This is a genomic window from Mycobacterium sp., from assembly GCF_044342925.1.
GTDB lineage: Bacteria > Actinomycetota > Actinomycetes > Mycobacteriales > Mycobacteriaceae > Mycobacterium.
The window spans coordinates 1-13064 of the sequence record NZ_JBIIOV010000093.1; the positions used below are offsets into that span (position 1 = coordinate 1).

Annotated in this window: 13 protein-coding genes and 1 tRNA gene; 7 read left to right on the top strand and 7 right to left on the bottom strand. The window is 69.0% G+C overall.

What is annotated here, in order from left to right; translation table 11 throughout:
- Positions 1-49: 49 nt before the first annotated feature.
- Genes ADBZ6I_RS10950 through ADBZ6I_RS10965 form a run of 4 tightly spaced genes read right to left on the bottom strand, consistent with a single transcriptional unit; the run spans position 50 to position 2556 of the window.
- Positions 50-646, bottom strand: coding sequence for an Rv2134c family protein (locus ADBZ6I_RS10950; protein ID WP_526383683.1), 597 nt, complete (start codon positions 644-646; stop codon positions 50-52).
- Between the two features lie 34 nt (positions 647-680).
- Complete coding sequence (locus tag ADBZ6I_RS10955) at positions 681-1364, bottom strand: histidine phosphatase family protein (RefSeq protein WP_526383685.1); 684 nt, start codon at positions 1362-1364, stop codon at positions 681-683.
- On the bottom strand, positions 1361-2194 hold the full coding sequence (locus ADBZ6I_RS10960) for an undecaprenyl-diphosphate phosphatase (protein ID WP_526383705.1): 834 nt from the start codon (positions 2192-2194) through the stop codon (positions 1361-1363). The genes ADBZ6I_RS10955 and ADBZ6I_RS10960 overlap by 4 nt, the downstream gene beginning before the upstream one ends.
- A 53-nt stretch (positions 2195-2247) precedes the next feature.
- The gene (locus ADBZ6I_RS10965; RefSeq protein WP_526383687.1) at positions 2248-2556 is read right to left on the bottom strand and encodes a hypothetical protein; all 309 of its coding nucleotides are present in this window, start codon (positions 2554-2556) and stop codon (positions 2248-2250) included.
- A gap of 142 nt (positions 2557-2698) precedes the next feature.
- Between ADBZ6I_RS10965 and ADBZ6I_RS10970 the strand changes: the two genes are divergently transcribed.
- The 3 genes from ADBZ6I_RS10970 to ADBZ6I_RS10980 are packed head-to-tail and all read left to right on the top strand — an operon-like array spanning position 2699 to position 5042.
- Positions 2699-3709: a hypothetical protein gene (locus tag ADBZ6I_RS10970; RefSeq protein ID WP_526383689.1), complete on the top strand. Its 1011-nt coding sequence runs from the start codon at positions 2699-2701 to the stop codon at positions 3707-3709.
- Positions 3706-3981: a DUF5703 family protein gene (locus ADBZ6I_RS10975; protein WP_526383691.1), complete on the top strand. Its 276-nt coding sequence runs from the start codon at positions 3706-3708 to the stop codon at positions 3979-3981. The genes ADBZ6I_RS10970 and ADBZ6I_RS10975 overlap by 4 nt, the downstream gene beginning before the upstream one ends.
- Positions 3981-5042, top strand: a complete 1062-nt coding sequence (locus ADBZ6I_RS10980) for a quinone-dependent dihydroorotate dehydrogenase (RefSeq protein WP_526383707.1) — start codon at positions 3981-3983, stop codon at positions 5040-5042. Before ADBZ6I_RS10975 ends, ADBZ6I_RS10980 begins: the two co-directional genes overlap by 1 nt.
- 24 nt (positions 5043-5066) lie before the next feature.
- Here the strand turns inward: ADBZ6I_RS10980 and ADBZ6I_RS10985 are convergent, their stop codons facing one another.
- Both ADBZ6I_RS10985 and ADBZ6I_RS10990 read right to left on the bottom strand, forming a co-directional pair.
- Positions 5067-5597 (bottom strand): YbhB/YbcL family Raf kinase inhibitor-like protein, encoded by a 531-nt coding sequence (locus ADBZ6I_RS10985; protein ID WP_526383693.1) that lies wholly within the window; start codon positions 5595-5597, stop codon positions 5067-5069.
- A 32-nt stretch (positions 5598-5629) separates the two neighbouring features.
- On the bottom strand, positions 5630-6949 hold the full coding sequence (locus ADBZ6I_RS10990) for a M20/M25/M40 family metallo-hydrolase (RefSeq protein ID WP_526383695.1): 1320 nt from the start codon (positions 6947-6949) through the stop codon (positions 5630-5632).
- 108 nt (positions 6950-7057) lie between these two features.
- Here ADBZ6I_RS10990 and ADBZ6I_RS10995 point away from each other — a divergent pair, with 108 nt between their 5' ends.
- The 4 genes from ADBZ6I_RS10995 to ADBZ6I_RS11010 all read left to right on the top strand — a co-directional run bounded on the left by ADBZ6I_RS10995 (position 7058) and on the right by ADBZ6I_RS11010 (position 12498).
- Complete coding sequence (locus ADBZ6I_RS10995; RefSeq protein WP_526383697.1) at positions 7058-7756, top strand: sensor domain-containing protein; 699 nt, start codon at positions 7058-7060, stop codon at positions 7754-7756.
- Positions 7757-7843: 87 nt separating this feature from the next.
- Positions 7844-7929: transfer RNA gene (locus tag ADBZ6I_RS11000), tRNA-Leu, on the top strand.
- A gap of 55 nt (positions 7930-7984) precedes the next feature.
- Positions 7985-12181: a SpoIIE family protein phosphatase gene (locus ADBZ6I_RS11005; protein WP_526383699.1), complete on the top strand. Its 4197-nt coding sequence runs from the start codon at positions 7985-7987 to the stop codon at positions 12179-12181.
- An 11-nt stretch (positions 12182-12192) separates the two neighbouring features.
- Entirely contained in the window at positions 12193-12498 is a 306-nt protein-coding gene (locus tag ADBZ6I_RS11010) for an STAS domain-containing protein (protein WP_526383701.1), read from the top strand.
- 20 nt (positions 12499-12518) lie between these two features.
- Here ADBZ6I_RS11010 and ADBZ6I_RS11015 read toward each other — a convergent pair.
- Positions 12519-13064: TerC family protein (locus ADBZ6I_RS11015; RefSeq protein WP_526383703.1), on the bottom strand; the 546-nt coding region annotated here is incomplete at its 5' end.

The following is a 13064-nucleotide window of genomic DNA, read 5'->3' on the forward strand; positions in this document are numbered from 1 at the left end:
CCGACGACGGCCAGCTCGCCGCGCAGCAGCGTCTCCTGCGGCTGGTCGGTCACAGGTCGGAGTCGTCGCCGGCGTCGTCGTCGGCACCGTAGAGCGGGGCTCTGCGGTAGCCGTTGGTCCGCACGCAGAGGTGACCCTGCGGGTCCAGCGGCTCGTCACACAGCGGGCAGGGCGGCCGCCCGGCGGAGATCACCCGGTAGGACCGCGCGGCGAACTGCTGAGCGGACTGCGGCGAGAGGAAGACCCGCACCGCGTCAGGGCCCTCCTCGGCGTCGTCGAGAATCACCGAGGCGTCGAACTCGGTCTCGCTGACCGCCAGCAGCTCGACCACCACGCTCTGGGCCTCGGCGTCCCAGCCCAGGCCCATGGTGCCAACCCGGAACTCGGCGTCGACCGGGGTGAGCAGCGGGCTGAGGTCCTCGATGTCGCTCTGCAGCGGCAGCGGGGTGCCGAACCGGCGGTTCACCTCGGTCAGCAGCGCCCCAATCCGCTCGGCCAGCACCGCCACCTGTTCCTTCTCCAGCACCACCGAGATCACCCGGTTGTCGTGGGAGGCCTGCAGATAGAACGTCCGGTTCCCGGGCTGACCCACCGTCCCGGCGACGAACCGGTCGGGGGTGCGGAAGACGTGGATTGCGCGGGCCATGGTCAGTTCCAAAATACCGGCACAGACAGCCGATTCAGTCGGTCGAACCGCCGACCACCGCATCCCCTTCGGACGCGGGGCGCGGCGCGGCGGACAGGACGGCGGCGAGTTGGGCGCCGGTGTGGTTGACATGCAGCACGAAAGGCCGCGTATCGGTGTAGCGGACCACGCTCATCGACGCGGGATCGGCGACGATGCGCTGGAAGCTGTCCAGGTGAGTGCCGAGCGCGTCGGCCAGCACCGCTTTGATCACGTCGCCGTGCGTGCAGGCCACCCACAGGGCGTCGCCGCCGTGCTCGGCGGCCAGCCTGCGGTCGTGCTCGCGGACCGCCGCCACCGCCCGGGCCTGCACCTGAGCCAGACCTTCGCCGTCGGGGAAGACCGCCGCGCTGGGCTGCTGCTGCACCACCGACCACAACGGTTCGGTGATCAGTTCGCTGAGTTTGCGGCCGGTCCAGTGGCCGTAGTCGACCTCGGAGAGCCGGTCATCGACCAGCGGCGTCAACCCCAGCGCGGCGGCCAGCGGCCGAACCGTCATCGCGCACCGCAGCAGCGGCGAGCGGACCAGCGCCTTGATCGGCAGGCCGGAGACGCGGTCCACCAGTTCGGCGGCCTGCGCGCTGCCCTTCTCGTCGAGTTCGACGCCCTCGGTCCGGCCGGCCAGGGTGTGGGCGGTGTTGGACGTCGAGCGGCCGTGGCGCAGCAGGATGACGGTCATGTCGGCGACACCACGCCGGTGGCCAGCAACGCCATCAGCGTCAGAGACAGGATCACCCGGTAGCCGACGAACCAGTACATGGCGTGATTGTTCAGGAACCGCAGCAGCCAGGCCACGGCGGCGTAGCCGATCACGAACGTGATCACCACCGAGACCGCGAGCTGGGCGCCGGTGGCACTCATGCCCTCGCGGACCGGATGGAACGCGTCCGGCAGCGAGAACAGCCCTGAGGCGAACACCGCCGGAATGGCAAGCAGGAAGCCGAATTTCGCGGCCAGCGGCCGGTCCAGGCCGCGGACCAGGCCGGCGCTGATCGTCGCCCCCGATCGCGACACTCCCGGAACCAGCGCCAGACACTGCGCGACGCCGACGAACACACCGTCCTTCCAGGTGAGTTGGTCGGCGTGGCGGTCCTGCTTGCTGAAGTATTCGGCGGCCGCGATGACGGCCGAGAACACCAGCATCGCGGTGGCGACCACCCAGAGATTGCGCACCTCGTCCCGGATGACGTCCTTGAACGCAAAGCCCAGCACCCCGATCGGGATGGACCCGATGATCACGTACCAGCCCAGCCGATAATCGACGTTGTCGCGGTGCGCCCGCACCAGCAGACCGTCGAACCAGGCCTTGAGGATCCGGACGATGTCGCGGGCGAAGTAGACGAGCACGGCGGCCTCGGTACCCAGCTGCGAGACGGCGGTGAACGAGGCGCCGGCGTCGCCGTCGAAGAAGACCCGCGACACGATCGCCAGATGGCCGGACGACGAGATCGGCAGAAACTCGGTGAGTCCCTGAACAATCGACAGAACTACGACCTGTAGCCACGACATCGTCGTCACATCCACGGCGAGAACCGTACCCGCGACCGGTCGAACGACCGCAGTCAGCGCACCGGAGACGCTTTCGCGACAGCGTCGCGGACGGCCGCCGACAGACTGCGAGCGTCGTCGACGTCGACATCGGCCAGACCGCGGGTGGCGGTGGCCACCACATCCTCGGGCAGCGGCACCGGCACGGCCCGGCGCGGCCGGTAGACCTCGACCAGCAGCTGTCCGCGATGGACGTGGAAGGAGAAGCTGCGACCGTCGCCGAGGCGGCCGAATCCGCTGGCGAACAGACCGGTGATCAGATCCTCGACGAAGAATTCAACCCCCGGACCGGTCCCGGACGGGGAGGCGGAAGCCAACGTCATACCGCCCACGGTAACCGCAGTCACACCCGGTGGGAAGCCGCCGACCGCCCAGCGTGCACCTAGAATTCGGTGTCGACACCAACGACCGCTTCGCTGGACCGACGAATCTGGGGGCCATCCGTTGCCAGAACAGGGACACCGCGTGGGGAAACACTGGTTAGCGGCCGCAGTATTTGCACTAGCGCTGATTGCTGGCGGCTGCAAATCAGGACCGATTTCCACCGCTCCGCCGACCATCGAGCCCGCGCGCGCCGCCGACTCTCCGCCGCTCTCCACCGCCCCCGCCGGGCAGATCCTGCCGTTGGCCGGCAGCCCGCAGGCGGCCATCGTTGACGGGGATTCGCTCGTGGTGCTCACCCCCGGATCTGCGACACCAGCCCAGGCCACGCTGACCGTCTTCGGGCGATCGGGGTCTCCCCGCGCCGTGAGCCTGCCCGGTCCGGCGACCGCGGTCACCTCAGACGGCAGCGGCACCGCATACACCGCCACCCGCGGCGGGGTGTTCACGGTGGACCTGGCCGGCGGCACGGCAACCCGGACGGCCATCGCCGGCGCGGAGAACACCGACTTCACCGCCATCGCCCGCCGGGCCGACGGCAGGCTGGTGCTCGGCACCGCCGACGGGGTCGCCTACACCCTCGGCGCGGATCTGTCGGTGGCCGCCACGTCCGACGCCTTCGCCCGGGTCGACGCCCTGGTCGCGCAGGGCGATGTCGCCGTCGTGCTCGACCGCGGCCAGACCTCGGTGACCGCGCTGACACCCGACGGCTCCCCCGCCCAGGCGTTGCGGGCCGGCCTGGGGGCCACCAGCATCGCGGCGGACCCGATGGGCCGGGTGCTGGTGGCCGACACCCGCGGCGGGCAACTGCTGGTCTTCGGCGTGGACCCGCTGATCCAACGGCAGTCCTACCCGGTCGGCGGCTCGCCCTACGGCATCACCGGTTCCCGCAGCCTGGTCTGGGTCTCGCTGACCGAGTCGAACACCGTCGTTGGCTACGATCTGGGGACTGGCACCCCCGTGGAGAAGGTTCGTTATCCGACCGTGCGGCAACCGAACACACTGGCCTACGACGATGCGTCGGGCACCCTGTACGTGGTGTCCGGATCAGGCGCCGGGGTCCAGGTGATCCGCAACGCGGGCAGGCCGGGATGAGTGCGTCTTACCGCGGCCGGATGCCTGCCGCCTGGGAGGCCTCGCTGACTGACGACTACGAATGGATTCCGTTGCGACTACCTCCCGAGGTGACCCGGATCAGCGCCTCCACCCGCCTGTCGATCGAGGCCGAGTACCGCGGCTGGGAGCTGACCCGGGTGCGGTTGTACACCGACGGCAGTCGCCGGGTCCTGTTGCGGCGCAAGAAAACCCGCCAGGACGCCCGCCATGATGACGCAGCCGGCTCCGTCGATCAGCCGGGGCTGCTGTGATCTACGACGCGGTGCGCGGGTTTCTGTTCAAGGCGCCGCCGGAACGCATTCACCATCTGGTGTTCTCGGCGTTGCGCGGTGCTACCGCCACCCAGAGCACCCGGCGCGCCCTGAGTCGCGCGTTGGCGCCGCATGACCCGATCCTGTCCAGCACGGTGTTCGGGGTGCGCTTCCCCGGCCCGCTGGGCCTGGCCGCCGGGTTCGACAAAGACGGCCTGGGGCTGGACGCCTGGGGCGCAATGGGTTTCGGCTATGCCGAGATCGGAACCGTGACCGCCCAACCGCAGCCGGGCAATCCGGAGCCGCGGCTGTTCCGGCTGCCGCAGGACCGCGGGCTGCTCAACCGGATGGGCTTCAACAACGCCGGTGCCGGACAGCTGGCGCTGCGCCTGACCCGGCACCACCCGGATGTGCCGATCGGGGTCAACATCGGCAAATCCAAAATCACCCCGCCCGAACAGGCCGCCGAGGACTACGCGGCCAGCGCCCGACTACTGGGGCCGCTGGCGTCCTACCTGGTGGTCAACGTCAGCTCCCCCAACACGCCGGGGCTACGCGACCTGCAAGCCGTCGACTCACTGCGGCCGATCCTCACCGCCGTCCAGGCCGAAACAACCGCGCCGGTGCTGGTCAAGATCGCCCCGGACCTGTCCGATGCCGACGTCGACGCCGTCGCCGATCTGGCCGTCGACCTGGGGCTGGCCGGCATCGTGGCCACCAACACCACGGTGTCCCGCGCCGGCCTGCGCACCCCGCACGCCGACGACCTGGGACCCGGCGGAGTCTCCGGACCGCCGGTGGCGCGCCGGGCGACCGAGGTGCTGCGCCGGTTGTACGCCCGGGTGGGTGACCGGCTGGTGCTGATCGGCGTGGGCGGCATCGAGACCGCCGACGACGCCTGGGAGCGGATCACCGTCGGGGCGTCGCTGCTGCAGGGCTACACCGGCTTCGTCTACGGCGGGGGCCTGTGGGCCAAGCACATTCACGACGGCGTCGCGCAGCGCCTGCACGCCGGCGGCTTCCGTTCACTAAGCGAGGCGGTGGGTTCGGCATCCCGGTAGCTAAAGGCGCCCTACTGCTGCTACCTACCTCTGCTCATAGGTCCCGTGAATCACCGCACGCGCGATGCCCTTCATGAAGATGTTGAATCCCAGGAACGCCGGGCTGGCCTCTTCGGTGATGTCCAGTTTTTCCACGCTGAGGGCATGCACCGCAACGTAATAGCGGTGGTAGCCATGGCCGGGCGGCGGTGCGGCGCCCACGTAGCGCGGCATACCGGCGTCGTTGCGCAGGGTCAGTGCGTCGCCGGGCAGCAGCGACCCGTCACCCACGCCGGCCGGCAGTTCGGTGGTGGTGGCCGGCAGGTTGGCTACGGCCCAGTGCCAGAAGCCCGAGGCGGTCGGGGCGTCCGGGTCGAACACGGTGACGGCGAAGCTGCGGGTCTCCTCGGGGAAGCCCGACCAGCTCAGCTGCGGCGAGATGTCCTGGCCGCCGGCGCCCATGATCCCGCTGACCTGAGCGTTCTTCAGCGGCTGGCCGTCGACGATATCGGCGCTGGTCAGGGTGAAGCCGGGCAGTTCGGGCAGGAAGTCGTAGGGGTTGTACGGAAAGGCCATGGGTTTCCCTTCTTCGGTGTCGGAGCTGGGCTTCAGCAGTTTCTGAGGAAGTGCTCGAGTACCTGGGCGCCGAACTCCAGCGCATCCACCGGCACCCGCTCGTCGACACCGTGGAACAGCGCCGCGAAGTCGAGGTCCGCCGGTAGCCGCAGCGGAGCGAATCCGAAGCACCGGATGCCAAGTACAGCAAAGGCTTTCGCGTCGGTGCCACCGGAGAGCATGTAGGGGACGGTGCGAGCCTCCGGGTCGACGGCGAGGATCGCGTCGTTCATCGCGTCGACCAGGTGCCCGTCGAACGTCGTTTCGTACGAGGGCAATTCGGAGATCCACTCCCGGGTCACGTCCGGGCCGATGAGTTCGTCGACCTCGCGCTCGAACGCGGCCTGCCGGCCGGGCAGCACCCGGCAGTCGACCACGGCTTCGGCGGTGGCGGGAATGACGTTGGCCTTGTAACCGGCCTTGAGCATGGTGGGATTGGCGGTGTCACGCAGGACGGCGCCCAGCATCCGGGCCATCGGACCCAGCTTGGCGACGGAGCCTTCCAGATCGGTGCGATCAAAGCTCAATCCGGTCTCTTCGGCCACCGCGGAGAGGAACTGTGCGACGGTGTCGGTCATCACCAGCGGGAACTGATGGGTGCCCAGCCGCGCAACGGCATTGGCGATGGTGGTGACCGCATTGTCGTCGTGCACCATCGAGCCGTGGCCGGCGCGGCCGCGGGTGGTCAGCCGCATCCACAGCAGGCCCTTCTCGGCCGTCTCGATCAGGTAGAGCCGCCGCTCACCGCCGTTGTGGCGCGGCACGGTGATCGAGAATCCGCCCACCTCGCCGATGGCCTCGGTGGCACCGGTGAACAGATCGGGCCGGTTGGCCACCAGCCAGTGCGCCCCGAACTTGCCGCCGTGCTCCTCATCGGCGACGAAGGCGAAGATCAGATCGCGCGGGGGCACGACCCCGGCCCGTTTGAAGTGGCGGGCCACCGCCAGCATCATCCCGCACATGTCCTTCATGTCGACCGCGCCGCGACCCCACACGTATCCGTCGGACACCGCACCGGAGAACGGGTGCACGCTCCAGTCGGCGGCCTCGGCTGGCACCACGTCGAGATGGCCGTGGATCAGCAGCGCGCCGCGGGAGGGGTCGGCGCCGGGCAGCCGCGCGAAGACGTTGAGCCGGTTCGGCGCACCCGACTCGACATACTCAGGCTCGTAGCCGACCTGGCGCAACTGCTCACCGACCCAGCGGGCGCACTCTGCCTCTCCTTTGGTGGTCTCCGGGTCGCCGGTGTTGGAGGTGTCGAACCGGATCAGCGCGCTGACGAGTTCGACGACCTCGTCCGCGGGAGTTCTCACCTCACTTTCCTACCACTGAGCCTCACCGCAGGTACGCCCGGCATCCACTACCACATTGTTAACATCAAACTCATTTACAACACGCGCATCATGCGGTTCTATTTAGCGATGAACACACGGGTGCCCGTGCTCGCCGCGCTGCTGGCCCTGACTGTCAGCGCATGCGCCGCCACCACCGCCGGTACCGCCAAGCGCGCGACGCCGCCACTGCCCGCCACCGCCGAGACGCTGCCCGAACTGCTGTTGCCGGCCGCGGCGGTGAGTGCCGTCATGGGCAGTGCGGACATGGTGGTGACCAGCGACGTGATCGCGCCGTGGGACGACAGCGCCCCGATGACCGACCGCACACCCGGATGCCTGGGCGTCGCCGGAGCGGCGCAGCGCGGCTCCTATGCCGGCGCGGGTTTCACCGCGGTGCACGGACAGGTGCTGCGCGAGCCCCCGACCGCTCCGGCCTGGTCACACTTCGCCAGCCAGGCCGTCGTCCTGTTCCCCAGCGAGCGCAAGGCCGCCGATTTCTTCAGCCGTTCCCGGGAGAACTGGGGTGCCTGCTCCAACCGTGAACTGGCCTACCGGCAGCAACTCGCCCCCGTGCAGCTGTGGTCGGTAGGTGCCACGGACGTCGACCGCGACATACTCACGGTCGCGCGCACCCAGCGCAGCCCCGAGACCTGGTCCTGCCAGCGGGCGCTGACCGTGCACGGCACCGTGGCGATCGACGTCGAGGCGTGCAGTCGTACCGGACCGGTCGACTCGGCAGCCGCCATCGCCCGGGAGATCTCCGACCGGATGGGCCCGGCCAGCTGACGTCCGGGGCTGGGGTCGAGGCTGGGTTTGGGCGGACGAGCACCGATCCGATAGCCTGAATCGCCCCACCGTGAGTGGGTTGTGGAGGTCCGAGTGGCGGAATGGCAGACGCGCTAGCTTGAGGTGCTAGTGCCCTATTAACGGGCGTGGGGGTTCAAGTCCCCCCTCGGACACAAAAATCTTCCTGGTTGACTGGTGAATGGCTCCAGCCGCGTCGGGCCGCAATCGATGGCACGTGTCCGTGTCGTCAGTGGCGGAGGTGACACGGTGGCTGCAGCTCCCGAATCTCTCGCCGCGTCAGCGCCCTTCGTCGACGGCGGCGAAGTCGGCGCCGACCTGGCCAAGGTGGATTGGGCGTCGACACCGCTGGGCGTTCCCGCCGACTGGCCGCAGAGCCTGCGAACGACCGTCCACACCCTGTTGGCGTCGCGCTTCTCGATGTGGATGGCGTGGGGCCCGGACCTGACGTTCTTCTGCAACGCCGCCTACCGCCGCGACACCCTGGGCCGCAAATACCCGTGGGCGCTGGGCCGGCCGGCCAGCGAGGTATGGGAGGAGATCTGGCCCGACATCGGCCCACGCATCGAGCGGGTGCTCTCGACCGGCGAGGCGACCTGGGACGAGGCTCTGCTGCTGTTTCTGGAGCGCTCGGGGTACACCGAGGAGACCTACCACACCTTCTCCTACAGCCCGTTGCGCGACGACGACGGCGCGGTGGTGGGCATGCTGTGCGTGGTCACCGAGGACACCGCCCGGGTGATCGCCGAACGACGGATGGCCACCCTGCGCGACCTGGGCTCCGACCCCACCGTGGTGCAGACCGAAGAAGAGATGCTGGCCTTCACCTCGCGCCAGCTCGGGCGCAATCCCAAGGACCTACCGTTCACCCTGACCTACCTGTTCGACGACTGCGGTATCGCGCGGCTGAGCGCCAGCAGCGGACTACCCGCCGGGCACCCGGCGGCGCCTGCCGAACTGTCCGCCGACGGTACGGCCATCTGGCCGGTGCGCGACGCGGCCGCGGGCCGCAGCACCATCGTCGACCTCGACGAGGCCACGTTCTCCGCACTGCCCAGCGGGGCGTGGCCAGAACCTCCCGTCCAAGCGGTGGTGACTCCGCTGATCGCCCAAGGCGGCATGCCGACCGGGTTCCTGGTCACCGGGCTCAACCGGTACCGGCCGATGAACGAGGCCTACCGCGGTTTCCTTCAGCTGGTCGCCGCCCACATCGCCAGCGGGATCGCCAGCGCCCGCACGTACGCGGCGCAGCAGCACCGGGCCGAGCAACTCGCCGAACTCGACCGCGCCAAGACGATGTTCTTCTCCAACATCAGCCACGAGTTCCGCACACCGCTGACCCTGATCCTGGGCCCGATCGCCGAATTACTCAGTGATGCCGGCACTTTGGACGATCGGGTCCGCGCGGAACTCGAGGTGGTCCAGCGCAACGGGTTGCGGCTGTCGAAGCTGGTCAACTCGCTGCTGGATTTCTCCCGCATCGAGGCCGGCCGGGTGCAGCCGCATTACCAGCCGGTGGATCTGGCAGCCCTCACCGCGGAACTGGCAGGCGTGTTCAGCTCCGCCACCCAGCGCGCGGGCCTGGATCTGCGGATCGACTGCCCGCCGCTGCAGCCGCCCGCGTACGTCGACCGCGACATGTGGGAGAAGGTGATCTTCAACCTGTTCTCCAATGCGCTGAAGTTCACCATCCAAGGCACGATCACCGCCGCCGTCCGCCGCGACGGAAACACCGCGCTGGTGACGGTCAGCGACACCGGTATCGGCATACCCGCCGCGGAGATGCCGCGGCTGTTCGAGCGGTTTCACCGCATCCCCACCAACTCGGCGCGATCCGCCGAGGGTAGCGGCATCGGACTTGCCCTGGCCAAGGAACTCGTGGGCCTGCAGGGCGGCACCATCGCCGCCGACAGCGTGGCAGGCGCCGGGACCACGTTCACCATCCGACTGCCGCTGGGCGCCGGACATCTGCCGGCGGACGCCGACATCGGTCCCGCCGCAGAACCGGACTCCGAGCGCGGCGCGGCGCGGGGGCAGCGCGGACAGACCTACACCGAGGAGGCGCTGCGCTGGATACCCTTGCAGCGGAAGGACGCTGCGCCGCCCGGGCTCTCCACTGCCCGGCCGGCCACCACCCGGGCCAAAATCCTCGTCGCCGACGACAACGCCGATATGCGCGAGTTCCTGGTTCGCCTCCTGCACGGGGCGGGGTACCAGGTCACCGCCGTCAACGACGGCCACGAGGCACTCGACGCGGCCCGGGCCGACGTGCCCGATCTGGTGATCAGCGACGTCATGATGCCGCACATCGACGGGCTCGCCTTGGTGTCGGCGCTGCGCGCGGACGTGCACACCGCGCTGGCGCCCGTGGTGCTGCTGTCCGCACGGGCCGGGCAGGAGGCGCCGATCGAGGGCTTGCACGCCGGGGCCGACGACTATCTGGTCAAGCCGTTCAGTTCCGGCGAACTGCTGGCCCGGGTGGAGACCAACATCGCGTTGACACGGATGCGCAACCGGCACGCCCGCTGGCGCGCCGCCGTGGTGCATTCGCTGCAGGAAGCGTTTTTCATCTGCGACGAAGACGGCACCTGCATCGAGGTCAACGACGCGTTCACCGACATCGTCGGATACGGGCCCGACGGACTGCCCTACACCCCGCCGTTCCCCTGGTGGCCCGACCCCGCCACGCAGGCCGACGAGTTCTCCCAGGCGGTGGACGGCTATACGGCCGCCCTGCAGCAGGAGAACGTCGACACCACCTTCGTCATGAAGCACCGCGACGGACACCGGGTCTGGGTGGACATCAGCCTGGACCACGCCGAGGATCCGGTCACCGGCCGTCTGATGATGGTGGGCACCTTCCGCGACGTCACCGCCGAGCATTACCGGCAGCAGCGGGAGATGGCGCTGGCCGACCTCAACGGTCAACTGGCACAAGCCGAGAACCTGCCCGAGACGGTGAGCGCCGCGACGCTGCATCTGGCGCGGGTGTTCGACGCCCCGCGAGCGCTGGCCGCGACCTTCCGCGCGGATGCCACGTCCGCTGAGCCCGATCTGGTCAACACCGCCGATCCGGTGAGTTGGTCGGAGCTGTCGACCACCACGCGGCAGCACATCACCGCCTTGGCCGGCAGCCGCGACCTACTCGTCCCCGACACCGACATCCCCGGCGCGGCGGGCATCGCGCTGCCCCACCCGAACGGGGTCCTGGTGATGTGGCTGGACCTCGGCGACGGACGTCCACCGCTCAGCGCCGAGGAGCAGAGTCTGCTGACGATGCTGGCCAGCAGGCTCAATCAGGGCCTGCAGCGGGTGGGTCGCGTGGACGAGCAACGCCGGACGGCGCTGGCGCTGCAACACGCGATTCTCGGGCCGGCCAACCTTCCGGTCGGCTTCGCCGCGCGCTACCAGCCCGCCACCCGACCGCTGGAGGTCGGCGGCGACTGGTACGACGTCGTTGCCATTGACGAGAGCAGGATCGCGATGGTGGTGGGTGACTGCGTGGGCCACGGCTTGTCCGCGGCCACCGTGATGGGGCAACTCCGCAGCGCGTGCCGAGCACTGCTGCTCCAGCGCCTCAGCCCGGCCGACACACTGGACGGCCTGGATCGATTTGCCGCGGGCCTGGCCGGAGCGTCGTGCACCACCGCGTGCTGCGCCATCATCGACACCACCACCGGCGAACTCACCTATTCGTCGGCGGGTCACCCGCCCCCGATACTCGCCCACCCCGACGGCACCATCACGATGCTGGAAGACGGACGCACCATTCCGCTGGGAATAGAGGTCGACCGTTTCCGTCCGACCGGGCGGGCCACCGTCCCCGCCGGCGCCACACTGCTGATGTACACCGACGGCCTCGTCGAGCGGCGCGGGTTGACGATGGACGACGGCATCGGCCGGGTCGCGGCGCTGGTCAGCGGTGGGCTCGGCAGCGCTCTGGACGAACTGGCCGCTTGTGTGCTGACCGCAATGCAGCCCCAGGGCGGCTACCACGACGACGTCGCGATCCTGGCCTACCGTCGCATCCGGCCGCTGGAGTTGCGGTTCACCGCCGGCCCGGCCCAGATCGCGCCCGCCCGTGCGGCTTTGCGTGAGTGGCTCGCCATCGCCGGGGCGGCACCCCAGTTGTCCACCGACGTGCTGCTGGCCGTCGGCGAGGCCGTGTCCAACGCCGTGGAACACGGCCACCGGGCTCACCCGGACGGGGTGATCACCCTGTGCGCGTCGGTGACGGGTGCGAAGCTGGAGGTCGACGTCACCGACACCGGGCAGTGGAAGATTCCTGATCCGCCGAACGGGCTACGTGGCCGCGGAATCTCGCTGATACGGTCGCTGATCGACGACGTCGTTGTCGAATCCGGCGCACACGGAACAACGGTCCGGCTGTCGGTTAACCTCACATGATGGGCGCGGCGATGACGATCACCACCCGCCACGACGACAACGGGGGCGTGGAGTTGGCTGCTGTCGGCGAGCTCGATCTGAGCACCATCGACGAGTTCACCGCGGCCCTGCAAGCCGCCGCCGACGACGCCGGCCCCGGCCGCATGATGACACTGGATCTCAGCGGCGTGGAGTATCTCGACAGCGCGGCGATCAACGCGCTGTTCGCCCAAGCCGGGCGGATCAGCGTGGTCATCGTCCACCCGCTGCTGATGCGAGGCCTGACCATCAGCGGACTGGACAAGGTCGTCGAGGTACGGCCGGCGACTCACGAATGACGGGCTGACAGGCCGTTCAGTTACCGGCTGACCCGTCCGCGGGTTCGGATCAGGCTGGCGACGGTGGTGATCAGCAGCACGACCCCGATGACGCTGATCGACATCCCCGTCGAGATCTCCGGGACATTCACATAGTTTCCGCCGTTGACGAACGGCAGGGTGTTCTTGTGCAGCGCATGCAGGATCAGCTTCACACCGATGAAACCGAGAATGATCGACAGACCCGCCGACAGGTAGATCAGCCGGTCCAGCAGCCCGCCGATCAGGAAGTACAACTGGCGCAGGCCCATCAGCGCGAACGCGTTCGCGGTGAACACGATGTAGGGCTCCTCGGTGAGGCCGTAGATCGCCGGGATGGAGTCCAGCGCGAAGAGCAGGTCGGTGAAGCCGATCGCGACCAGCGCCAACATCATCGGGGTGACGAACCTCTTGCCGTTGATACGGGTGATGAACTTGTCACCGTCGTAGTCGTCGGTGGTCGGCACGAACCGGCGAACGAAGGTGACAAGCCGGTTCTCCCTTTCCACCTCCGCTTCTCGTTCGTGGCCGGTTTCGCGGGCCAGTTT